The sequence below is a fragment of the Bacillus sp. LNXM65 genome, from assembly GCF_002998575.1.
GTDB lineage: Bacteria > Bacillota > Bacilli > Bacillales > Bacillaceae > Bacillus.
In genome coordinates this window covers 13,116-37,708 of record NZ_PVRB01000001.1, presented here as the reverse complement: position 1 = coordinate 37,708, position 24,593 = coordinate 13,116, and the positions used below count along the sequence as shown (strand labels likewise).

The window sequence follows — 24,593 nt, the reverse complement described above, 5'->3', positions numbered from 1 at the left end:
TGGCCATGGCTTTTCTTTATATGTGTAAACACCCTTTGTATGACCTATTTTGGCAGAACCGAACTCCCCATTAAATAACGGTCTACCTCGTGCGCCACTTGTCTGCCTTCATTAATCGCCCAGACAATCAAGCTTTGCCCGCGTCTTGCATCTCCCGCTGCAAATACGCCTTCTACATTTGTTGTATACTCCCCATACTTTGCGTCAATGCGATTGTTTTTGCTGTCCACGCCAAAGTGTTTCACGAGTGGCTGTTCAGTTCCCTCAAAACCAATTGCAATAAAGACTAGCTGAGCAGGCCATACCTTTTCTGTCCCTGGAATCTCATGAAATTCAAACTTCCCCTGTTCGTTTTTCATCTTTTCCATTTGAATGGTATGAAGCTCTTTTAATTTCCCATTTTTGTCTGCCACAATTTTTGTGGTTTGAATGGAATATTGACGCGGATCTTCTCCGAATTTTGCTTGTGCTTCTTCATAAGCATAATCCAGTGAGAAGACGTAAGGCTGTTCAGGCCACATGTTATCCCCTACACGTGTATCCGGAAGTTTTGGGTGCTTCCCGAACTGAACAACACTTTTTGCTTTTTGGCGAAGTGCAGTTGCGACGCAATCCGCACCTGTATCTCCCCCGCCAATGACAATGACGTCTTTTCCTTTTGCATCAATGAAGTTTTTGTCTTTAAATCCTGAATCAAGCATGCTTTTTGTTGCGAGGGTTAAATAATCCATCGCAAGGTGAATCCCTTTAGCTTCCCGGCCTTCAATCAACAGGTCACGCTGCTTCTGTGCACCTGTACAAAGGATGACCGCATCAAACTGTTCTTTCAGTTCGTCGGCAGTGACATCGACGCCGATTTCTGTGTTCGTTACAAAATCAATGCCTTCTTGTCTCAACAGTTTGACTCTTCGCTCCACCACTTCTTTGTCCAGCTTCATGTTTGGAATGCCGTATGTCAGCAGCCCGCCAAGGCGGTCAGACCGTTCGAACACTGTTACGGCGTGGCCTGCTTGGTTTAATTGATCCGCACTTGCAAGTCCTGCTGGCCCTGAGCCGACAATGGCAATCTTCTTGCCTGTACGGCTTGAAGGAATTCTTGGTGTGATCCATCCATTTTCAAAGCCTTTATCAATGATCGTGCGTTCGATATTTTTAATCGAAACGGCTGGATCATTGATGGCAACTGTACATGACCCTTCGCAAGGTGCTGGACATACTCTCCCAGTAAATTCAGGGAAATTATTTGTTTTTTGCAGCCTTTCGAGCGCTTCTTTCCATCTCCCGCGGTACACAAGGTCATTCCATTCTGGAATTAAATTGTAGATCGGACAGCCTGAGACGCCGCCCCTGATCTCCATCCCAATTTGACAAAACGGTGTGCCGCAATCCATACATCTAGCGCCCTGCTTCTTCAATACGTCATCTGTATAAGGAGCTGAATATTCTTTCCAGTCATTTTGACGAGTGAGAGGGTCACGTTCATTTGGCTTTTCTCTTTTATAATCCATAAAACCTGTTGCTTTGCCCATTGTCCTCTCCCCTTTCTTAATGAGCGAGGGCTGCTTTTTGCCCGTTTGCCGTTTCTTGATTTTTCGGTTTTGTGTTTGCTTCAAAGGCGAACATGACCGCTTCTTCATGACTGAGGCCCGCTTGTTTTTGTTCTTCAATGCTTTGAAGCATCATTTTGTAATTTCTCGGAATAACTTTGATGAATTGATCCTTTTCTTGCGCCCAGTTTTCTAGAAGTGCCGATGCTTTTGAGCTGTTTGTATAATGAAGGTGCTCTTTAATCAGCTGTTTCACTTCTTGTTCTTCTTCATGATCTGTGAGCTTTTCAAACATGATCATTTCCATGTTGCACATTCTTTTGAACTGTTTCGCATCGGATGTATGGACGTAAGCTACGCCGCCAGACATGCCTGCGCCGAAGTTTTTTCCGACGTCTCCTAAAATGACGACACGTCCGCCAGTCATGTATTCACAGCCGTGATCACCGATTCCTTCAACGACCACATGCACACCTGAATTACGAACGGCAAAGCGCTCACCTGCACGACCGTTAATAAAGGCTTTTCCGCTTGTCGCTCCGTAGAATGCGACGTTTCCGACAATGACGTTTTCATGTCCATTTTGTACAAAGTGATCAGAGGTTTTGACCGCAATTTTGCCTCCAGAGAGTCCTTTGCCGATATAGTCATTTGAATCACCTGTTAAATAGAGAGACATGCCCTTTGGCACAAATGCGCCGAAGCTTTGTCCTGCGGAACCAGTGAACCTTAGTGTGATCGTATCCTCTGGCAAGCCTTCTTCCCCGTAGCGCTTAGACACTTCACTTCCAGTAATGGTTCCGGCCACACGGTTGATATTGCGAATATTCAATGATAGATCAACCGGTGTTTGATGATTCAGCGCTTCCTGTACATAAGGGAGGATTTCATTCATATCCAGTGATTCATCAATTTTATGATTTTGCGGTGTTCTGAATGTACGAGCTCCTTCTGGCTGATAAAGCAGTGTTTCAAGGTCTAGCTGCCCTGCTTTCCAGTGTGCTTTTGCTCGTTCACTGACTCCTAGAACTTCCGTGCGTCCAATTAATTCATCCATTGATGTAAAGCCAAGTTCCGCTAAGATTTCTCTTACTTCCTCTGCAATAAACATCATGAAATTCACAATGTGATCAGGGTTCCCCATGAATTTTTTGCGAAGCTCTGGATTCTGTGTAGCGACGCCGACTGGGCAAGTATCTAAATGACATGCTCTCATCATCACACAGCCCAATACGACAAGTGGAGCTGTTGCAAAGCCGTATTCTTCTGCTCCTAAAATCGCAGCCATGACAACATCGCGTCCAGTCATTAACTTGCCGTCCGTTTCAAGAACGACTCTCTCGCGAAGACCATTTAACACAAGGGTTTGATGTGCTTCTGCCAAACCGAGCTCCCAAGGAAGTCCTGTGTGTTTAATACTCGTTTTTGGCGAAGCTCCTGTGCCGCCATCGTATCCACTGATCACAATGACATCCGCCGTCCCTTTTGCTACACCTGCTGCAATCGTCCCAACGCCGGCTTTAGACACAAGCTTGACGCTGATGCGGGCATCACGGTTCGCGTTTTTCAAATCATGGATCAGCTGCGCCAAATCCTCGATGGAATAAATATCATGATGCGGCGGTGGTGAAATCAATCCGACGCCTGGTGTAGAGCCACGTACATCGGCAACCCAAGGGTATACTTTATTTCCTGGCAGCTGTCCGCCTTCTCCAGGTTTTGCTCCCTGCGCCATTTTAATTTGGAGTTCATCTGCATTGACCAAATAATGACTCTTTACGCCAAAGCGGCCGGAAGCAATTTGTTTAATCGCACTTCTGCGATCATCGCCGCGTTCATCAACTGTAAAGCGTGCAGGATCTTCTCCGCCTTCTCCGCTGTTACTTTTACCGCCAATTCGGTTCATGGCAATCGCAAGCGCTTCGTGCGCTTCTTTACTTAAAGATCCAAATGACATGGCACCTGTCTTGAATCGGCGCACGATGGATTCAGCAGATTCAACGTCTTCCAGACGAACTGGCTTTTGTTTTGGCTGGAAAGAAAATAAATTTCTGAGGAAGCCGATTCTTTCTTCGTCCGCTGCCTTTGTATATTGCTTAAATAGATCGTAATCTTCATTGCGGCATGCCCACTGAAGCGTATGGATCGTTTTTGGGTTAAAGGCATGGTGCTCTCCATTTTTTCTCCACTGGAAATCACTGCCTGATTCGAGTGTTTGGTCAGTCGCTGCCTGATACCCTGCTTCATGACGGAGTTTTGCCTCGTGTGCAATGGTCTCAAGATCAATCCCGCCAAGCTGAGAAGCTGTTCCCGTGAAATACGCCTGAATGACATCTTCACTAATGCCGACAGCTTCAAAGATTTGCGCTCCTCTATAGCTTTGCACAGTGGAAATTCCCACTTTAGACATGACTTTGACGACACCTTCGGTCACGCTTTTACCAAACTTTGTGACTGCTTCATCAAAGCTGAAAGAGATCGCTTCTTCTGCAATCAACTGTTTGTACGTTTCATACACAAGATAAGGATGGATCGCATCTGCTCCGTAGCCAATCAGTGCAGCAAAATGATGGACCTCTCTGACTTCTCCAGATTCAACGATCAGACTAACCTTTGTCCGTAAGCCTTGGCGTACAAGATGCTGATGCAGTGCACTGAGCGCTAGAAGCGGTGGAATCGGCACTTTTTGGTCTGTCATTTCACGATCTGAAAGGATTAATAAAGATACGCCTTCGCGGATCGCTTTTTCCGCCTCTTCAAACATCGCATCCAATCCGCGCTTTAAATCATCGGTGAATAGAGTATGAATCGTTTTGCTTTTAAAGGCATTATGAACAATCGTTTTCAAGCCGTTAAATTGTCCACTCGTTAAGACCGGTGTATAAAGTTTAATTCTTCGGCATGAATATTCATTCGGATGTAAAATATCCCCTTCAGCACCTAACCAAGTCATGGTAGATGTCACAAGCTGCTCACGAATAGCATCAATCGGCGGGTTCGTCACCTGTGCAAACAACTGCTTGAAATAATGAAACAGAGACTGCGCACGATCTGATAACACAGCAAGCGGTGTGTCGCTTCCCATTGAACCGATTGGGTCCTTACCTTCTTCTAGTAAAGGAATTAAATATTTTTGAATGTCTTCGTACGTATAATGGAACGCACGCTGACGAGTCAATAAATCATCCATTATACTAGAATTTTCTGAATTTTCTTCCGAGCGATTGACATGAACCATTTCTTCATCAAGCCATTTTTGATAAGGAAGTTCATTCGCAATCGTGGATTTCACTTCTTCGTCAGAAATAATTCGTCCTTCTTCTAAATCGATTAACAGCATTTTGCCCGGCTCAAGACGGTCTTTGTATTTGACATCCTCTTCATTTGTGTCGATCACGCCGACCTCAGAAGAGAAAATGATATGATCATCATTTGTGACGTAATATCTTGCCGGTCTTAATCCGTTTCGGTCTAAGATGGCACCGATTTGTTTACCATCTGTAAAGGAAATGGCTGTTGGTCCATCCCACGGCTCCATGAGAGAACTATGGTATTCATAAAATGCCCGTTTCTCTTTTGACATGTGCGTGTTTTCAGTCCAAGGCTCTGGAATCAGCATCATGGCTGTATGAGCAGGTGTACGGCCTGCAAGCACAAAGAATTCAAAGGCATTGTCTAGAATGGATGAATCACTTCCGTCTGCATTCAGCACTGGCAAAATCTTGTCTAAATCGTCTCCGAAAGCTTCAGATACGAATTGTTGTTCTCTTGCTCTCATCCAATTGATGTTTCCTCTTAATGTGTTGATTTCACCGTTGTGAATCAAGTAACGGTTTGGATGGGCTCTTTCCCATGTAGGAAATGTATTTGTACTAAATCGTGAATGAACAAGTGAAAATGCAGAAACAAATGTTTCATCCTGAAGATCAAGATAAAAAGCATCGACTTGATCTGATGTTAAAAGCCCCTTGTATACAATGGTTTGACTCGACAAGCTGACAAAGTAAAATTGCTTTTCCTCTGCTGTTCCCCAGTTCTCAGCCTGCTTACGAATGACATATAATTTTCTTTCAAATGACAAACGATCTGTGATGTTGTCGTTTGCCCCAATAAAGACTTGCCTCACAACCGGACAGCTCTTCGCTGCGACAGTACCAATTTTCCCGGCATCGACAGGGACTGTTCTCCAGCCAATTAATGTTTGACCTTCTTGTTTAATGAATCCGTTGATTTTTTGCTCGATGGCTTGACGCGTTTTCTCGTCATCCTCTTTTGAAAAAAAGACCATTCCTACCCCGTAACGGCCCTTTTCAGGAAGTGCAAAGTCTTTGCAGCTTTTTCTAAAGAAAGCGTCTGGCAGCTGTACCATTAAGCCGGCACCATCACCTGTATACGGATCACTGCCTTGCCCGCCGCGGTGATCAAGCTGGCAAAGCATTTGTAATCCCTTTTTGACGATGCTGTGTGTCGCTTCCCCTTTTAAATGAGCGTACAGTCCGATTCCACATGCATCATGTTCAAATTCAGGACGGTAGAGACCTTGTGGTTGTGGTAGTTGATTATAAGTCATCGTTTCTCTCCCCCGTTTAAAAGATCCGTTTTTTCACAGTCATAAAATCTCACAAACTCTGTAACTTATTTTAAGTTTTCAAATTAATATAAACAATATATAATTTAGATGAAAACAATCTCTTTTTGAGATAGATGGGTGTGAAGTGTAAAAATGGAGCTTCGTCAGTTGCGTTATTTTGTAGAAGTCGCAGACCGTGAGCACGTGTCAGAAGCGGCTGAAAACTTACATGTCGCCCAATCTGCTATCAGCCGGCAGATTGCGAATTTAGAAGAAGAACTTGGAGTGGCCTTATTCGAACGAGAAGGCCGAAATATCAAATTAACGAAAATCGGCAGACAATTTTTAGATCATGTCAGAACGGCACTAAAAGCCATTGATTATGCGAAAGAGCAAATTGATGAATACTTAGATCCGCACAAAGGAACGGTGAATATCGGCTTTCCTACAAGTCTAGCAAGCCAAGTGCTTCCTTCAGTCATTTCCGCCTTTAAGCAGGAATATCCAGAGGTCGATTTTTTACTTCGTCAAGGATCCTATAAATTTCTCATTGAAGCTGTAAAAAATCGGGATATTGATCTCGCCTTTTTAGGACCCGTACCGACAAACGATCCTCAAATAGAAGGAAATATTTTGTTTTCAGAAAGCATTTATGCCCTTTTGCCGGTTAGCCACCCCTTTAGCGAACAAAAGAGTATTCATTTAAGTGATTTAAGAAAGGATCATTTCGTGTTATTTCCTGAAGGGTATGTGCTGAGACAAATTGCAGTTGATGCTTGCAAGCAGGCAGGCTATAAGCCAACCATTTCATCTGAAGGAGAGGATTTAGACGCCATTAAAGGTCTTGTATCAGCGGGTATGGGCGTTACCTTATTACCCGAAAGCGCCTTTTATGAAACCACACCGCGATTTACAGCGAAAATTCCGATCGATTTTCCGCAAGTGAGAAGAACTGTTGGAATTATTGCGTCTAAGTCACGAGAAATGTCTCCTTCTGCCCATGATTTTTATGTGTTTGTGAAGGATTTCTTTTCTAAAATTGAACAATATAAATAATTTATTAAAACAGGACATTTCATTTGTGGAAATAATCCCTCTTTGTATATGATGGGTTACAGAACAACACACTATATGGAAGAAAGGTATTCGTATGAAATCAATTTTATCGTTTTTAAAGCCGTATCGGCTGTCCGTTGTGTCCATTGTTATCCTCACCTTTTTAAGCAGCATGCTCCAGCTGTATTTACCGACGCTTACGGCAGATATCGTCGATGTCGGAATCGTCCAAGGAGATATTGCTTACATATGGAAGGTTGGCGGCTGGATGGTGGCCTGTTCTTTACTTGCCATCTTGCTCACTATCTGGAAGTCTTACTTGTCATCAAAGACCGCACTTGGCTTCGGGCGTGATATGAGAAGACAGCTGTTTGTGCATGTCGAACAATTTTCACTAGAAGAATTTCAAAGGATCGGGACGTCTTCCTTTATTACAAGATCAACAAATGATGTGAAACAAGTCCAAGATGTCACGATCATGATTTTACAAATGATGACGAGAGCACCGCTCATGCTTGTGGGCGGAATTATTTTGGCTGTATCCCGAGATGCTGTCCTGTCTCTCATTTTTTTAGCAGCTCTTCCCCTTCTTGGCGGATTTATCTATTTGGTATCGAGAAAAGCCATTCCATTATTCGGCCAGCTTCAGAAGAAAACAGACCGGCTGAATTTAATTATGCGAGAATCTCTTTCAGGCATCCGGGTCATTCGTGCTTTTAACCGTGTAGATGATGAAAAGGAGCGTTTTCAAGAAGCCAACACATCCTACAAGGATACTGGCCTTAGAGTCAACCGATTAATGGCTTACTTGTTTCCATTTATGCTGATCATCATGAACTTCACGAATATCGGTATTGTCTGGCTAGGTGCAAACCGAATTGATGCCGGAGAGATGGAAGTTGGGAATCTCATTGCTTTCATTCAATATGCGATGATGATTTTAATGGCACTTATTATGCTGTCGATGAGCTTTATTATGGTTCCAAGAGCACAAGCATCAGCTAAACGTATGAACGAAGTGTTAAACATGGAACCGAAGATTAAAGACAATGAAGGAACTGTTATTGACCTGCGCGCGCCAGCCCAATCCATTCGTTTTGAAGATGTGTCATTTTATTACTCAAAAGCTGAGAAACCGGCAGTTCAAGACATTACGTTTGAAGCCAAAACTGGCGAAACGACAGCTATTATCGGAAGTACAGGTTCTGGGAAAACCACTCTTCTCCAGCTGATGACACGCTTTTATGAAGCAACAGATGGCCGGATTACACTAGATGGTGTAGACATTAGAGAGCTGCCTCAGGAGAAACTAAGAAGCCAGATGGGCTATGTCTCTCAAAAAGCGGTTTTATTTAGCGGCACCATTGCCGATAATGTGCGTTTTGGCAGGCAGGATGCAAGCGATGAGGACGTCTGGCAAGCGCTGCGAACGGCGCAGGCAGAAGAATTTGTTTTGCAAAAAGATGGCGGAATCAATGCGGAAATTGACCAGGGTGGATCGAATCTATCTGGCGGTCAAAAGCAGCGTCTTTCTATTGCAAGAGCGCTAGTGAGAAAGCCGTCATTCTATCTGTTTGACGATAGTTTCTCAGCACTTGATTACAAAACAGATGCGAAGCTTCGGGCATCATTAGAAGCTGAAAAAGCGCATGCAGCCCTCATCATTGTGGCGCAAAGAATCAGCACAGTGAAGCATAGTGATAAAATCATCGTACTAGATGATGGGAAAATCGCAGGTATCGGAACACATGAACAATTACTGAAGGACAATCTTGTCTATCAAGAGATTGTTGCATCCCAGGAAGGTCAGGAGGTGGAGCGAGGATGAGTAAGAAAATGTCTTCCGGCATGGGCCATAAAGGCGGCCACCCTAGAGGACCTGTCACAAAACCGAAGGAATTTAAGAAAACACTGCTTCGTTTGATTGGTTATTTAAAACCGAGGAAAATTCAATTGATCATTGTCTTCATTGCAGCGGTCGGTTCAACCGTCTTTAACGTCATTAGTCCAAAGCTGCTAGGGGATGCCACCTCTTCCCTGTTTGACAGCTTTACTCAAGGAACAGCTGTTCAATTTGATGTCATTTCACGTATTTTATTACTGCTTGTCGCGCTATATGTCATTGCCTCTCTCTTTTCATTCGTTCAGCAATATGTGATGGCGGGTGTCTCCCAACAGACCATTGCTGAATTACGGCAAGAAGCAAATGACAAGCTCACACGTCTCCCCCTTCGGTATTTTGATAAAACAACCCATGGGGACACGCTGAGCCGTGTGATGAATGATATCGATAATATTAATACATCGCTTCAGCAGGCACTCACCCAAGTGATTACATCTGTCATTACGGTCATTGGGATTGTCGTCATGATGCTATTGATTAGTCCGCTATTGACCTTGCTTGTTTGTTTAACGCTGCCGCTCAGCCTGTTTGCGATTCGCGGCATTACGTCATTTTCTCAAAAGCATTTTAAAGCGCAGCAAAAAGAGCTCGGGATGATCAACGGACATATTAATGAAATGTTCTCAGGGCATCAAACGGTTCGTGCGTATGGCTACGAAAAGAAAGCGATTGATACGTTTGATCAATTAAACGAACAGCTGTATGAATCATCAAGGAAAGCGCAGTTCATTTCTGGTTTAATGATGCCATTGATGACGTTTATCGGGAACCTTGGCTATGTGGCAGTCAGTGTAGCCGGCGGTATTCTTGTCATTAATGGGAATATTCGTGTCGGAGATGTGCAGGCGTTTATCCAATACACGCAGCAAATGTCTCAACCGCTCGTGCAGGCATCAAGCGTCGCCAACTTGGTTCAATCAGCGATTGCTTCTGCTGAAAGGGTATTTGAAATCCTCGATGAGGAAGAAGAAAGTGCCGAGGAAGATGCAGCAATTGATCTTGAATCACTTTCAGGCGATGTGAGCTTTGAACAAGTTCAATTTGGGTATGAAAAAGACCATCCGATTATTAAAGATTTGACTTTAGATGTAAAAGAAGGACAAACGGTTGCTATTGTCGGGCCAACAGGCGCTGGAAAAACAACCATCATCAATCTTTTAATGCGTTTCTATGAATTAGATCAAGGCTCTATCCGCATCGGCGGCGTCAAAACAACTGACCTCAGCCGTCAGCAAGTACGCGACTTATTTGCGATGGTTCTTCAGGATACGTGGCTTTTTGAAGGAACGATTCACGACAATATTGCCTATGGCAGGCAGAACGTCTCAAAAGAGGATGTCATCAAAGCCGCCAAACATGCTTATGCTGATGACTTCATCCGCACACTACCAGACGGATATGACACACTCTTAACAGAAGATGCCGGCAATCTGTCCCAAGGTCAGCGCCAGCTGTTAACCATCGCCCGTGCGATTTTATCTGATCCAAAGATCTTGATATTAGATGAAGCGACGAGCAGTGTGGATACACGGACAGAGATGCACATTCAAAAAGCGATGAATGAATTGATGAAAGGCAGAACGAGCTTCGTCATTGCACACAGGCTGTCGACGATCAAGGATGCAGACCTTATTCTAGTCATGAAAGATGGCACCATCATTGAAAAAGGAACGCACAGTGAACTCTTGAAACAAAAAGGCTTTTATGCAGACTTATATATGAGCCAATTTTCGGAGAATCAAGTGGGTTAAATATAAAGAGAGGATAGACACGCGCCCATGCGGTCTATCCTCTTTTTTGTTAATCAGCTCGCTTTTTCACTTTTACACTGAGTTTCGTTATATACTCTGCTTCATCTTTAGACATGAGTGAATGAAGCAAATACTCCTCAAATACATCTCCATCCAGCATCATTTCCTCTTTCTCGATTTCATCTAACAAGCGCGAATAAGCAGACTCAATCTCCTCATATGATCCTTGATCATACATCACCGCATAGAGGCCCGCAGGTTTTTTAACTGCTCCTGGCGCTTCCATTCGGCAAAACAGCTGATCTGACTGATGATAGTGACGCTGAAGAAACTGCTCCTTTTTTAAGACAGCACCATTTGCCGCAGCACCTTTTATACCAATTCCCTTTAGAAATTTTCCAACAATACGTGATATTTCTTCTACGGATGTATTCATGTCAATTGGGTTCGATGCACTTAATACAACAGGTTCTTCTGGCATCTCTTGAAACTGAACCTCCCCTATTTTTATAGATGATAGTTCTTGCGTCGTCTCCATCACCCGCTTAAGAAAAGACTGGATATCTTGAAGTTTTTCAATCTCTTGTTTGACCTTTTCTATTTGTTCGGCTGCTAGGCTTTGAAGCCTTTCGCGGGAAGGCTCTGTAAAATATTGTTTTAACTCTTTTATCGGAAATTGAACAGCTCGAAGGGATTGAATCGCTATAAAATGATCAAATTGCTCGAGTGTATAGTAACGGTACCCATTTTCATGGACACCAGCTGGCTTAAATAAATCAATTTTATCGTAATAAAACAGGGTATCTTTTTTTACATCAAATAGCTTGGCAAATTCTCCAGTGAAAAACGTTTTTTGCACATCATTGATCATGATTAAGGCTCCTCTCTTGACTATGGAGTTACTCCACCCTTTATCATGATAACATGCAGAACCACCACTACGCTGGGAAAGGATAAAAATATGAACAACATAACTCAACATGAAGTGACATTAGCACATGCAAATAAAGAGGATTTCCCTTTTATGAAAAAAGAGCTGCAGAAAGCTTTTACAGCTGGCGTGATCGACGCATTTGGCGATGCGCATGATGGACCGATTCCTCCAGATGAAGTGATTGATGAATCTTTTCAATCAAATGAACACATTGTTTATCATATTATGCTAAATGGTGAAAAGGCAGGCGGCGTTGTCATCAAAATCAATCAAGAGACACAGCGCAACTCAGTTGACCTGTTATACATCTCTTCATCCTCACACGGAAAAGGCATTGGTCAGGCAGCATGGAAAGCCATCGAGGCGCAATATCCAGAAACGATTGTTTGGGAGGTTGTGACCCCCTATTTTGAAAAACGCAACATTCATTTTTATGTCAATAAGTGCGGCTTTCAAATTGTTGAATTTTATCACATGAAACATCCAGATCCGAACGCACCTCATGCAGATGATCAAGAAAATGAGCTTTCAGCACCTGAGGAATTTGAATTCTTTAAATTTGAGAAAGTCATGAAGAAAACTTGCTCTAGCAAATGAAAATCTTCATCATACACTAAAAAACACTACCCCATAAAAAAGGTAGTGTTTTTTGCATCTCTTCTAGCCTCTAATCTGGCCATCGCCAGATAGAAGCAGCTTCGTTGTCGTGAGTGCAGGAAGTCCCATTGGACCTCTTGCATGCAGTTTTTGAGTGGAGATGCCAATTTCAGCCCCATACCCAAGTGCGCCGCCGTCTGTAAAGCGGGTAGATGCGTTATGATAAACCGCCGCCGCATCGACTGCGTTTAAAAACGTGAGTGCCTGCTTTTCATCTTCTGTCACGATGGCTTCTGAATGTTTTGTACCGTACTGATCAATATGGTGTATGGCTTCCTCGATTGAATCGACTACCTTTACTGCAAGATCAAGACTTAAATACTCATCTGTCCAGTCCACTTCCTCAGCAGGAATGGCGTTTGAAAAATGAGACAATGCTGCCTCGTCACCATGTACAGTGACATGGTGCTCCAGCAGGGCTTCATTCAATGATGCCGCATTCTCTTTCAGCCAATCGCGATGGATGATCAGCGTCTCAAGTGCATTACATACAGCCGGACGATTCGTTTTTGCATTGATGACAATCTCAATGGCTTTTTTTACATTGGCTGTTTGATCAATAAAGACATGGCAGTTTCCTGTCCCTGTTTCAAGGACGGGAATAGTGGATTGTTCAACCACTGTTTTGATTAAAGAAGCTCCCCCTCGCGGAATTAAGACATCGATCCATTCTTTTAGATGGAACATCGCTTGAACCGATGAACGGTCTGTTTGTTCAATCAATTGCACCGCATCACGCGGAATCTTTGTTTGATCTAATGTTTCATGAATGACACGGACAATGGCTTTGTTGGAAGAAATAGCGGAGGAACCGCCTTTTAAAATCACTGCGTTGCCTGCCTTGAGGGCAAGCCCTGCTGCATCGACAGTGACGTTCGGTCTCGCTTCATAGATCATCCCGATCACGCCGAGCGGTACTCTTCGGCTTTTCACGTGCAAGCCGTTTTCAAGAGTCCATTCATCCAATATTTCTCCAACAGGATCTGTTAATCTCGTCACAAGCCGTAAGCTTTCCGCAAACTCATGAATTCTTTCTTCATTTAACATTAAACGATCCAAGAGTGCCTCTGAGAAGCCCTTTTCCTTCCCGGCATCTACATCCTTTTGGTTCTCCTGTAAAATGAAGGTGCTTTTTTGTTCTAACGCTTCTGCTAGTTTAAGCAGCGCCTCGTTTTTATCCTCTGTATGAAGTAAACCTAGTTTTTTTGAAACGTGCTTTGCTTTTTTTGCTTTTTCTTTGACCGATGTGACAACTTCAGCTGTCAGTGTCATGGAATTCCTCCCTTTTGGTTAGCAAACTGGTATCGATAATTCTAAATGACAAACAAACGCTTCAAGATCGACGACATGAACTACTTCATCCTGTAACGAGTCACTGCTCAGTGCAAGTTCGTCAGCTGGGTAATTCACAATACCAAGCCCTATTTCTCTACCATCTTGATCTAAAATACGGACGACATCGCCTTTTTTAAACGAACCCTTTACATTGACAATGCCATCGGAATCAAGGCTTTTCTCGCGGTGCATGAGGTGCTCCTGTGATTTTTTTTGAACAACGATCTCGCCTTTTGGTCCAGAATGAAAGGCAATCCACTGCTTCTTGTAATTCAGCGGAGCTAAATTTTCATCAGCCGTAAAATAAGTGCCGTCCTCTGTCCCATTGATCGCTTTATCTAAAATGTGAGGCGTATCCGCTTTTCCTAAAAAGCCATTGATGCCAGCGGCCATGGAAATTTTAAACGCATCGAGCTTTGATTTCATTCCGCCTGTGCCCACACTGCTGCCTGCATCTCCAGCCGCTGCTTCGATGTCTTCTGTGATGTCTGTGACTTCAAGAATTCTCTTTGCATTTGGGTTTGTATGCGGGTTATCTTCATACAAGCCATCAATATCAGATAAAATGGCAAGGAAATCCGCATCAATCAATCCAGCTACTTTTGCAGACAATGTATCGTTATCTCCGAACTTCAGCCGATTGATCGTCACTGTGTCATTTTCATTAATAATTGGGATGATGCCTCGATCTAATAACACATTCATCGTGTTGCGTACATTTTGATAGCGCGTTTCATCTGAAAAATCACTTCTTGTGATTAAAAGCTGTGAGGCAATATAACCGTGTGATAAAAATAAAGTAGAATATGATTCCATTAAAAGGCCTTGCCCAATTGAGGCAGATGCCTGTTTTTCCGGCAGTGTTTTGGGTCTATCGATAAATCCTAGTTTTCGGTAACCAGCTGCAACCGCACCAGATGAAACCAAAATGACTTCGTGTCCTGCATCTTTGAGTTTCACAATTTGATTGACGAGGTTTTCTAGTTTTTTTAAACTAATCTCCCCTTGAAAGCTAGTAAGCGAGCTGCTTCCGATTTTCACAACAATTCGTTTTCTCTCTTTATCTGCGTACACCTTATCACTCCTGTACCTGAGCTCTATTTATATAGATACTTTTTGTTTTTGCTGATTGCTGATCTCTTTTGATCGATTAGCAGCATGTTTGACGGCCTGCTTGATCGCTTCTCCACCGCCAAAATCATCTAATGCATTCAATCCAGCAGCCGTTGTTCCATTTGGTGACGTAATTTTCTCTCTTAGAGTAGAAGGGTCTTCTTCTGTTTCTTGCAGCATTTTCGCAGCACCGAGAAGTGTCTGCGCGCCAATTTGACGAGACAATTCCTTAGATAAACCTGCTTCTTCTCCTGCTTCTTCGATTCTCTCCATTAAGAAATAAAAATAGGCTGGGCCGCTTCCGGCAATTCCAGTGAAAATATCCATTTGCTCTTCCTGAATGGTATAGACTTCGCCCATTTCAGATAAAAGAGCCTGACTCATGCTGATATGGTCGTCTTTCACATAACGTCCAGCACATAAAGCGGTCGCTGAAGCCCCGATCGTACTTGACGTATTGGGCATCACCCTCATAACAGGCTGCCCTTCATGCAGCATATTTTCAATATATGATTGCTTAACGCCTGCAAGGACAGACATGATCAGCTGGTCTCTCTGAATATGAGGTTTTAACGATTCAAGTGCTGTTTCAGCATCCTTTGGCTTCATGGCCAGGATCAACATATCCATTTCTTCAAAAGGAAAAGAATCCATTGTGGCTGTTTGTATTCCGTATCGTTTCGTTAGTTCATTCAATCGATGTTGATTTTGTCTGTTTGTTGCGTAAATTTGGCCTAGCGGCATCTGTCCTGATCGCACAATCCCTGCAATCATTCCTTCCGCCATAGAGCCTGCTCCAATGAAAGCAACTTTCTTTTGATCAATGATATTGATCCTCTCCCTTGTTCGCTTTTTGTTCGTGTTTTTCACACGTTAGTTATCGTAACATGATGAGAAATCGTGTCAAGAAAGAGCTAGTGCTTTTCAAAAGTCCCGATTGTATAGCGAACCGCTTGCTATATGTATGCTGACTGCGCTTTTACGAAACAACAATTTAGATCAAAAGAACTATTCGAATTAGCATCATAGTACCCTTTCTTTCGACTGAATTCCCCATTTTATTTTTGATTCGGTGACTTCAATTCTATTTTTTAGAAAGCGCTATCATTTTTAATGACTTTCTATTTTCCTATACGATGAATGTGCTTGAATCTTCCGATTAGACTATTGACATATTTTAGAAAACATGTCCGTTGAAATGACATTTTACTGGTGATACGGTGAAAGAGAAACCAAGTGAAAAAGGAGCGTTCATAATGAAAGTGAAAGAAAACTATGTCAATGTCATTCCAATGAAAGAAATCCGTTCTACCGATGACCTTCTTTTCCCATTCCCTATTTACAATGAGCTACGTGCGCAGAGTGATATGAGATATGATGAGACAAGAAAGTGCTGGGATCTCTTTCGATATGCGGATATCCAATCTGTTCTCAAGCAGCCGAAAGTGTTCTCCTCACAGCGAGGAAGAAGCACCTCGAAAACGAGTATTTTAACAATGGACCCTCCAAAACATACAAAGATGAGAGCACTCGTGAATAAAGCATTCACGCCAAAAGCGATCAAGCAATTAGAAGGTAAGATTAAAGACCTGACACATGACCTGTTGCAACAAGTCAAGGATCAACGTACGTTTGATATCGTGCAAGATCTAGCAGCTCCCCTGCCTGTGATGATTATTGCTGAGCTTCTCGGTGCAGAGGTAAAAGATAGAGATCTGATTAAGAAACATTCTGATGCCCTAGTGGCAGGTGCTAAGGATGAATCAAAAGAAGCCATTCAGGCAGTTGTCGATATGCAGAAACGCGCAGAGGAAGAGCTGTCCGCTTATTTTGCTCACTTAATCCAAAAACGAAAAGAATCCCCTGCTGATGACCTGATCTCACTTCTCATTCAAGCGGAAATCGATGGTGAGCGTTTAACCGAGAATGAACTGCTTGGCTTTTGTATTCTATTACTTGTTGCTGGTAATGAGACAACGACCAATTTAATTACAAATGCAGTACGACTGCTTACAGAGCAGCCGCATATCGCCGAAGCAGTACGGCAGGACCCCTCTCTTATTCCTCAATTGACCGAGGAAACATTACGCTATTACCCACCTGTTCAAGCCATTGGGCGAATCGCGGCCGAGGATGTGGAGATTGCAGGCTCAAAAATTGAAAAAGGTGACTATCTCATTAGCTGGGTCGCTTCTGCAAATCGCGATGAACAGAAATTTGACGATCCAGATACGTTCCGCCTTGACCGGAAATCAAATCCGCATATGAGCTTTGGCTTTGGCATTCATTTTTGCCTCGGTGCACCGCTTGCCCGCCTTGAGAGCAACATTGCCCTTGAGGTTTTACTCCAGACGTTTCAAGACATCACCTGTGCGGCAGATCAGCTAAAACCCATTCAAAGCACATTTGTTTTTGGGGTAAAAGAATTTCCTGTACAGGTCACCCGTTTTTAAAAGTCCCTTTTGAGGGGCTTTTTCATTTTCTTCAATTCATCATCTCTTTCTTACCTTCCATCTCCGAACATGCTAAAATAAAGTCCATACAAAGTGATAACGGATTGCAGAAAGGGAGCCAAAAATTCATGACCGATTATACAGCAATGAAAGACGGAATATTCAAATCAGTTTGTTCGTTAGATTGCCCGGATCAGTGCGGTCTTTTGATACATAAAGAAAATGGAAAGATCGTAAAAGTGCAGGGAGATCCAGACCACCCAGTTACCCAAGGCAACATATGCAACAAGGTGCGGAATGTCACAGCCCGTTTATATGATGAAAAACGGCTGACCACTCCTTTGAAACGTGTTGGACGCAAAGGCGATGGTCAATTTGCACCGATTACGTGGGAAGAAGCCATTGAAACCATTCGTCAAAAATGGACAAAGCTGATTGAAGAAAAAGGTCCAGAAAGTATTCTGCCTTACAGCTTTTATGGGAACATGGGCAATCTGAATGCAGAAGGCATGGACCGCCGCTTTTTCTATCGTCTTGGTTCAAGTCAGTTAGACCGGACCATCTGTCAGTCAGCAGGAACGACTGGCTATAAATATACAATGGGTGCAAGCATCGGGACAGACCCAGAAGACACCATTCATACGAAACTATTTATCTTTTGGGGCATCAATGCTGTGTCGACCAATATGCACCAAATCACCCTCGCACAAAAAGCGCGAAAGCAAGGAGCAAAGATTGTCGTGATTGATGTTCACAAGAACCAAACCGGACGGATGGCAGATTGGTTTATTCCGCTTCGACCTGGTACTGACAGCGCACTTGCCCTTGGCATCATGCATGTCCTTTTTAAAGAAGGACTGACAGATGAAGCCTTTTTAGAGGAATATACAACCGGTCATAAAGAGCTGCGTGAGCATGTGAAGCAGTATGATCCAGATACCGTTGAGGGTATCACTGGGGTTTCTAAAGAGGACATCCTTACACTTTCGAGAATGTACGCAGAGACATCGCCATCTCTCATTCGCATTGGCAATGGTTTGCAGCACCATGATAATGGCGGGATGAGTATTCGAACCATTTCCTGCCTCCCTGCCCTGACTGGTCAATGGCTCTACAAGGGCGGCGGTGCGATGAAATCAAACTCTTCTTTTCTCAGCTATAATGAAACCGCTCTTCAGCGGCCGGATCTATTAAAGGACCGCACGCCTAGATCATTTAATATGAATCAGCTAGGCAGTGTGCTGACGAATGCAGCGCCTTCCATTGATTCACTCTTTGTCTACTCGTGCAACCCAGCCGTTGTGACACCTGAAGCAAATAAAGTAAGAGAAGGTTTGCTGAGAGAGGACTTATTTACAGTGGTTCATGACCTATTTCTCACAGAGACAGCTGCGTATGCAGACATTGTCCTGCCGGCAACATCCGCTTTTGAAAATGAGGATTTCTATACATCATACTGGCACCATTATATTCAAATTCAAGAGCCGGTGATTGAACGCTATGGAGAAAGTAAATCCAATACGGAAGTGTTCCGCCTGTTAGCCCATGCGATGGGCTTTGAAGATGAAGCCTTCCGCGAGACAGATGCGGAGCTCATGGAACAAGCCCTTCACCATCCGGAAAATCCGCATTATGAGGACATTTCGTACGAAGCATTAAAAGAAAAGAAATGGATCAAAGCAAAACGAGGACCTTTCCAAGACTTAAAGCTCTCTACTCCAAGCGGGAAAATTGAGCTTTATTCTGAACAAATGAAAAAAGACGGCTATCCAGCACTACCAACCTATGTGCCCCTCTATCAGGAAAGCGATTATCCGCTTACCTTTATACCGGGACCGAATCATAATTTTCTTAACTCAACCTTCTCACTTCATGAAAAGCATCAAAAGCTTGAGAAGTTTCCTAAGCTTCATATGAATGAAGAGGATGCAAAGGCAAGAGAGATTGAAGATGGTGACATGGTGCGTGTGCTGAATGACCGAGGAGAATGTGAGCTTGTCGTATCAGTCGGTCAAAATGTATTATCTGGTGTTGTGGTCAGTCAAGGATTATGGGCAGATCAAAAAGGCAAAAAACATCTAGTCAATGGATTAACACCAGATCGCTTGGCAGATATGGGCGGCGGCGCGACGTTCTTTTCTGGCAGAGTGGAAGTTGAAAAATTATCATAGACAGAAGAAAAGCCAGCAAAAACTGCTGGCTTTTTTTCATTTGGTTTTATCGAATAATCAGCTGGTTGGTCATCACATTTGCACTTCCGTTGCTTCGGTAGCCTTCTACAGTTAATGCTGTTTCATACATTTTCCCCATTGGCATACCTAGGCTTTCCCATTTTCTGAAATGCTCACTGACGGATACAGTTCCGCTCGTACGTTTTGTTTGACGTACACTCCAATACTGCTTAAAGGTAGCATCCCCAATAATAGAAGGCTGGTTGACACGTAGCGTTTCATAAATGTCATATATGCCTCCATCGGCATAAAATGACCCTTTATACGTTCCTGTTGGGCGATATGTGCCCCATGACTCAACAATGTAGTATTCAGCTAATGGAGATTGTGTCCAGCCATAGACACATAAGTAGGAATTCCCGCCTGGGTTAAAGGCTGCGTTGTAATTGATGGAGATGTTGCCAAGTTGATGATGAGTTTTAGTGGAATCAAACTTCTTCCCTTTTCGAAACAAAGCATTTCCAATATTGTTCCATTGTGCGCTAAATGCTCCGCCATTATTGAGTGTCATTGAGGTATTTCCGTAATCCTTCCATAATTCAAAATCGTATCCGCTGTGTGTGCCTATTCTATTATCATAAATCGTTTCCGCATGAGCTGGTACAGCAGTCAGTGTCAGCACAAATCCAATACACATCACAAACAACAGCCTCAATCTTTTCAAATTCATTTTTCATCCCTCTCCTTTTTTCATCATATTATTCTGCCTTCTCTAAGATGAAACGAGCCCATCACCTCCTTTCATGTAACCTTTCTTGCTAGACAGAACGGTATTGTTCTAACCCGGCATGGATGTCTCTTGTTTGTGTATAGATCTTTTGATACAGATGAAATAGATCAGCATATATACTTGCATGCTGCTGCTCTGGCTCATAGACAGCAGCTTGATGAATAAACTGATCTGCACATGCCTCAAGCGATGGATACCATCCGCAGCCAACGGCGGCCAGCATAGCTGCACCTAAAGCAGGCCCTTGTTCATTGTCTAACTGGATGACCTCAGCCTGAAAAATGTCTGCTTGCATTTGAAGCCATGTCCGGCTTCTCGCGCCGCCCCCAATGGAGACAATAGAATCTATGTGTTTCCCTGCTTGCCGGAATAAGGCGATGGATTCATTTAACGAGAAGGTAATCCCTTCTAGCACAGCCCTTACGATATGTGTCCTTTCATGTCTGCTGTCTAATCCAATCAAGCTTCCACGAACGGTAGAATCCGCATGAGGTGTTCTCTCCCCGACTAAATATGGCGTAAAGAGCAATCCATTCGCTCCTGGCGCGACATCAACCGCACCCTCTAAAAGCGATTGGAACGATTCCTCTGGAGCCAGTAAGTGTTTTACCCAGTTAAGGCTATATCCTGCTGAAAGGGTGACACCCATTGTGTAAAAAGCGTCTTTTTTTGCATGATAAAACAAATGCAAGTTTCCTTGAAGCGCTCTTTCATGATCCTCTTCGTAAGAGAGAATGACGCCAGATGTGCCAATGCTGCATAACGTGCGGCCAGAGGATAAAATGCCAGCTCCAATTGCTCCGCAAGCATTGTCTGCCCCGCCAGCAAAGACTTTTGCACCCTCTTCGATCCCCGCCTCACGTGCAATATGCGGCAATAGTGTACCGACCTCATCCTCTGATGAGACAAGCGGCGGACAAATATGAGGAGGAATATCAAATGCCTGACAAATCTCTTCACTCCACTTTTGCTCTCCAATATCTAACAGCAATGTGCCAGCCGCATCAGAATGATCGATATGAACAGACCCTGTTAAACGAAATCTGACATAATCTTTCGGGAGTAAAAACATGTCGATTTGTTGATCAATTTCTGGTTCATGTTCCTTTACCCATAATAATTTTGGCAGTGTAAATCCTTCTAGCGCCTGATTTTTCGTGATCTTTTGCAGCCGTTCCCCCAGCTTTTTTGTGATGCGTGTACATTGCGCTGTCGTTCGTGTATCATTCCATAAAATCGCAGGGCGGAGTACCTTGCGGGATTCATTTAAAAGAACCAGACCATGCATCTGTCCAGAAAAGCTGATGCCTTCTACTTTCTTTGAATGAACAGGCTGTCTTGCCATCAGTTCTTTCATCGCAGCCACTGTTTGCTCAACCCAATCCTCTGGGTTCTGCTCACAATATCCAGGTTTATCTTGAATGAGGCGGTAAGGCTTAGAGGCCTCGCAGCACACCTTTCCATTCTCATCTACTAATATTGCTTTGACTCCGCTCGTTCCAAGATCAATTCCCATCACATACTTCATGTCTTCACTCCTTCAAAACAGGTCCGCTCCTTTAATCAATCTTCTAACAAATATTGATTTAACCGGGCTTTCAACTGTTCCTCTCTTCCCGATTCGTTTCTGATCAAAGGGTGTTTGAGCGCATACTCTTCTAATGTATGAAAGTTTGCCTTTCCTTCTGAAATGTCACGGCCAATCCCTTCAGAAAAACTGCGATACCTGTGCTTTATCACATCTTCAAACACACGATCTTCTATGAGTCTATGAGCGACCCGCAGTCCTTTTGCGAATGCATCCATACCCGCAATATGGGCATACAAAATATCTTCAAGCTCAAAAGAAGCTCTTCTAACTTTTGCATCAAAATTGAGACCACCAGTTCCTAGTCCGCCATTTTGCAGAATTTCATACATGGCAAGAGTTGTGGCATATAAATCTGTTGGAAATTCATCAGTGTCCCAGCCGAGCAGCGTATTCCCTTGGTTCGCATCCACAGAACCGAGCAATCCATGTATTCTTGCTACTCGTAATTCATGCTCAAACGTATGACCGGCAAGCGTCGCGTGATTGGCCTCGATATTCAATTTAAAATGTGAATCTAATCCGTATTGCTTTAAAAAGGCGATAGATGTCGCTGCATCTGCATCGTATTGATGAGTGGTTGGCTCCTTTGGCTTAGGCTCAATTAAAAATTGGCCAGTGTACTCTATTTCCTTTGCATAATCAACAGCCATATGCAAGAACGACGCCATGTGGTCAAGCTCTCTTTTCATATCTGTATTCAGCAGAGTATCGTATCCTTCTCGTCCTCCCCAGAAAACGTAGTTTTCAGCGCCGAGTTCTTTAGCTGTTTCGATGCCTTTTTTCACCTGTGCGGCCGCATAGGCAAAGACATCTGCATGACAAGATGTCGCTGCGCCGTGTACAAATCTAGGATGTTTGAACATATTGGCCGTGTTCCAGAGCAGCTTTACTCCGCTATCCCGCATGTATTCTTTCATTCTATCTAAAATGATGTCTAATTGTTGATTGGTCTCTTGAAGCGTATCTCCCTCCGGTGCAATGTCACGGTCATGGAAGGAAAAATACGGAACATCCAATAGATCAAAAAGTTGAAAGGCCACTTCTAATCTAGCTTTCGCTAAATCCATTCCGCTATAGGAGTCCCAGGCTCTCTGCATCGTGCCAGTTCCAAACATGTCTGTTCCATCTGCAGTCAATGTATGCCAATAAGCGACTGAGAAGCGCAGGTGATCTTTCATTGTTTTTCCGCCAATCATTTCGTTTGGATCATAGTGTTTAAAAGCGAGTGGATTTTTTGATTGTTTTCCTTCATATTGTATTTTTCCGATTCCTTCTAAGTTGTGTAACGTTTTCATATTTGAGTTGGCCATCTTTTATTCCTCCTATGAATATACTTAGTAAGTTGATTCAACAAACTAATGTTCAATCTATGATCAATTCACTTTGAATTTTCCATATTTTTTAGTTTTTTAGAAATATTTTCGTTATAATAAAGTTAAAATCATCCTTCTTACAGAATACAGGCAAACAAAAGTAACTTTTTTTCAACTTAATCTAAAGACGAAACAAATGGAGTGGATAACGTGGATATTGCTGATCAGAACTTTGTGAAAAAAATAAATCAAAAGCTATTATTAAAAGAAATTCTCCAGCATGCGCCAATTTCCAGAGCAAAATTATCTGAACGCACTGGATTAAATAAATCGACTGTTTCCTCTCAAGTAAGTACATTAATGAAAGAGCATCTCGTCTATGAGATCGGTCAAGGTGAGTCTAGCGGCGGGAGAAGACCGGTTTTACTGATGTTTAATAAACGTGCTGGCTGCTCCATCGGGATTGATGTCGGCGTTGATTATGTCAACGGCATTTTAACCGACCTCGAAGGGTTCATTCTTCATGAAGAGCAGATCAAGCTCCCATCAAGCTCTCCTGATGTGACCATACGCATTTTAATTGAATTAATACAGCAGTTGATGGCACAAATCCCCTCTTCCCCATACGGGCTCATAGGTATTGGCCTATGTATACCTGGGTTAGTGGATACCGATGAACAAATCGTGTTTACGCCTCATTCCAAATGGAAAAATGTTGACCTGAAAACAACGCTCCAAGACGCTTTCCAAGTACCCGTCTTCATTGAAAATGAAGCAAACGCGGGTGCATATGGTGAAAAAATCTTTGGCGCTGCTAAACACTATGATCATTTGATCTATGCCAGCATCGGCACTGGCATTGGGATCGGGATCATTATCAATCATCATTTATACAGAGGCGCATACGGCTTTTCTGGTGAAATGGGACATATGACCATCGACTTTAATGGACCAACATGCAGCTGCGGAAACCGTGGATGCTGGGAGCTGTATGCATCTGAGAAAGCCTTGTTTCAGTCTCTTCAAACAAATGATCAGCCCATCTCCCATCCAGACTTGGAACAGCTGGCGACGTTAAATGATATGAAAACGCTCAATGCCCTGCGCAACTTTGGTTTTTACCTTGGCGTCGGTCTCACAAACGTCCTGCATACCTTTAACCCGCAAGCGATTATTTTACGAAACAAGGTGATTGAAGCACAGCCAACGGTTTTACGTGTGATTCAAGAGGAGGTATCCTCAAGGATAGATACTCAATTCAGTTCACATGTAGAGCTGCTTCCTTCGTCATTAGGACACAACGCACCGGTATTAGGGATGACATCTCTAGTCATTGAAGCTTTCCTGCAAGATGCCACCCTCTCACCATGACAGGTTCATAGATAAAAAAGACAGCTCTCAGCGTGTTG

General features: G+C 43.3%; 16 protein-coding genes. 7 read left to right on the top strand and 9 right to left on the bottom strand.

Translation table 11 applies throughout. From position 1 onward, the window contains the following. Window positions 1–44 precede the first annotated feature (44 nt). Both gltD and gltB read right to left on the bottom strand, forming a co-directional pair. Complete coding sequence (gltD, locus tag C6Y03_RS00150; RefSeq protein ID WP_106038621.1) at window positions 45–1,529, bottom strand: glutamate synthase small subunit; 1,485 nt, start codon at window positions 1,527–1,529, stop codon at window positions 45–47. Between the two features lie 16 nt (window positions 1,530–1,545). Then, a complete protein-coding gene (gene gltB, locus C6Y03_RS00145; protein WP_106038620.1) occupies window positions 1,546–6,117 on the bottom strand; it encodes a glutamate synthase large subunit in 4,572 nt (1,523 codons plus the stop codon). Between the two features lie 153 nt (window positions 6,118–6,270). On the opposite strand from gltB, the gene gltC reads away from it, so the two are divergent. From gltC to C6Y03_RS00130, 3 genes are all read left to right on the top strand, one after another. Next, window positions 6,271–7,173 carry a glutamate biosynthesis transcriptional regulator GltC gene (gene gltC / locus C6Y03_RS00140; protein ID WP_106038619.1) on the top strand — a complete coding sequence of 301 codons (903 nt, stop codon included), beginning with the start codon at window positions 6,271–6,273 and terminating at the stop codon, window positions 7,171–7,173. Window positions 7,174–7,267: 94 nt separating this feature from the next. Then, window positions 7,268–9,001 carry an ABC transporter ATP-binding protein gene (locus tag C6Y03_RS00135; protein WP_095285267.1) on the top strand — a complete coding sequence of 578 codons (1,734 nt, stop codon included), beginning with the start codon at window positions 7,268–7,270 and terminating at the stop codon, window positions 8,999–9,001. Next, the gene (locus tag C6Y03_RS00130; RefSeq protein ID WP_034660888.1) at window positions 8,998–10,827 is read left to right on the top strand and encodes an ABC transporter ATP-binding protein; all 1,830 of its coding nucleotides are present in this window, start codon (window positions 8,998–9,000) and stop codon (window positions 10,825–10,827) included. Before C6Y03_RS00135 ends, C6Y03_RS00130 begins: the two co-directional genes overlap by 4 nt. A gap of 49 nt (window positions 10,828–10,876) precedes the next feature. On the opposite strand, the gene C6Y03_RS00125 is transcribed toward C6Y03_RS00130, so the two are convergent. Further along, window positions 10,877–11,698: a MerR family transcriptional regulator gene (locus C6Y03_RS00125; protein WP_106038618.1), complete on the bottom strand. Its 822-nt coding sequence runs from the start codon at window positions 11,696–11,698 to the stop codon at window positions 10,877–10,879. Between the two features lie 90 nt (window positions 11,699–11,788). Here C6Y03_RS00125 and C6Y03_RS00120 point away from each other — a divergent pair, with 90 nt between their 5' ends. After that, window positions 11,789–12,358: a GNAT family N-acetyltransferase gene (locus C6Y03_RS00120; RefSeq protein WP_060596523.1), complete on the top strand. Its 570-nt coding sequence runs from the start codon at window positions 11,789–11,791 to the stop codon at window positions 12,356–12,358. A 63-nt stretch (window positions 12,359–12,421) separates the two neighbouring features. On the opposite strand, the gene C6Y03_RS00115 is transcribed toward C6Y03_RS00120, so the two are convergent. The 3 genes from C6Y03_RS00115 to proC are packed head-to-tail and all read right to left on the bottom strand — an operon-like array spanning window position 12,422 to window position 15,652. After that, window positions 12,422–13,690 (bottom strand): glutamate-5-semialdehyde dehydrogenase, encoded by a 1,269-nt coding sequence (locus C6Y03_RS00115; RefSeq protein WP_066030789.1) that lies wholly within the window; start codon window positions 13,688–13,690, stop codon window positions 12,422–12,424. 18 nt (window positions 13,691–13,708) lie between these two features. Continuing rightward, on the bottom strand, window positions 13,709–14,827 hold the full coding sequence (gene proB, locus C6Y03_RS00110) for a glutamate 5-kinase (RefSeq protein WP_060596525.1): 1,119 nt from the start codon (window positions 14,825–14,827) through the stop codon (window positions 13,709–13,711). 27 nt (window positions 14,828–14,854) lie between these two features. Then, a complete protein-coding gene (gene proC, locus C6Y03_RS00105) occupies window positions 14,855–15,652 on the bottom strand; it encodes a pyrroline-5-carboxylate reductase (RefSeq protein WP_066030788.1) in 798 nt (265 codons plus the stop codon). Window positions 15,653–16,122: 470 nt separating this feature from the next. Between proC and C6Y03_RS00100 the strand changes: the two genes are divergently transcribed. After that, window positions 16,123–17,319, top strand: coding sequence for a cytochrome P450 (locus C6Y03_RS00100; RefSeq protein WP_060596527.1), 1,197 nt, complete (start codon window positions 16,123–16,125; stop codon window positions 17,317–17,319). A gap of 128 nt (window positions 17,320–17,447) precedes the next feature. Then, window positions 17,448–19,490, top strand: a complete 2,043-nt coding sequence (locus tag C6Y03_RS00095; RefSeq protein WP_106038616.1) for a molybdopterin oxidoreductase family protein — start codon at window positions 17,448–17,450, stop codon at window positions 19,488–19,490. Between the two features lie 46 nt (window positions 19,491–19,536). On the opposite strand, the gene C6Y03_RS00090 is transcribed toward C6Y03_RS00095, so the two are convergent. The 3 genes from C6Y03_RS00090 to xylA form a co-directional block, all read right to left on the bottom strand. Beyond that, window positions 19,537–20,220, bottom strand: a complete 684-nt coding sequence (locus tag C6Y03_RS00090) for a glycoside hydrolase family 11 protein (RefSeq protein WP_106038615.1) — start codon at window positions 20,218–20,220, stop codon at window positions 19,537–19,539. An 88-nt stretch (window positions 20,221–20,308) separates the two neighbouring features. Next, on the bottom strand, window positions 20,309–21,808 hold the full coding sequence (gene xylB, locus C6Y03_RS00085; protein ID WP_060596529.1) for a xylulokinase: 1,500 nt from the start codon (window positions 21,806–21,808) through the stop codon (window positions 20,309–20,311). A 35-nt stretch (window positions 21,809–21,843) separates the two neighbouring features. After that, entirely contained in the window at window positions 21,844–23,181 is a 1,338-nt protein-coding gene (gene xylA, locus C6Y03_RS00080; RefSeq protein ID WP_106031105.1) for a xylose isomerase, read from the bottom strand. Window positions 23,182–23,394: 213 nt separating this feature from the next. On the opposite strand from xylA, the gene xylR reads away from it, so the two are divergent. Further along, window positions 23,395–24,555 (top strand): transcriptional repressor XylR, encoded by a 1,161-nt coding sequence (xylR, locus tag C6Y03_RS00075; RefSeq protein ID WP_066030783.1) that lies wholly within the window; start codon window positions 23,395–23,397, stop codon window positions 24,553–24,555. The last annotated feature ends 38 nt before the right edge of the window (window positions 24,556–24,593 follow it).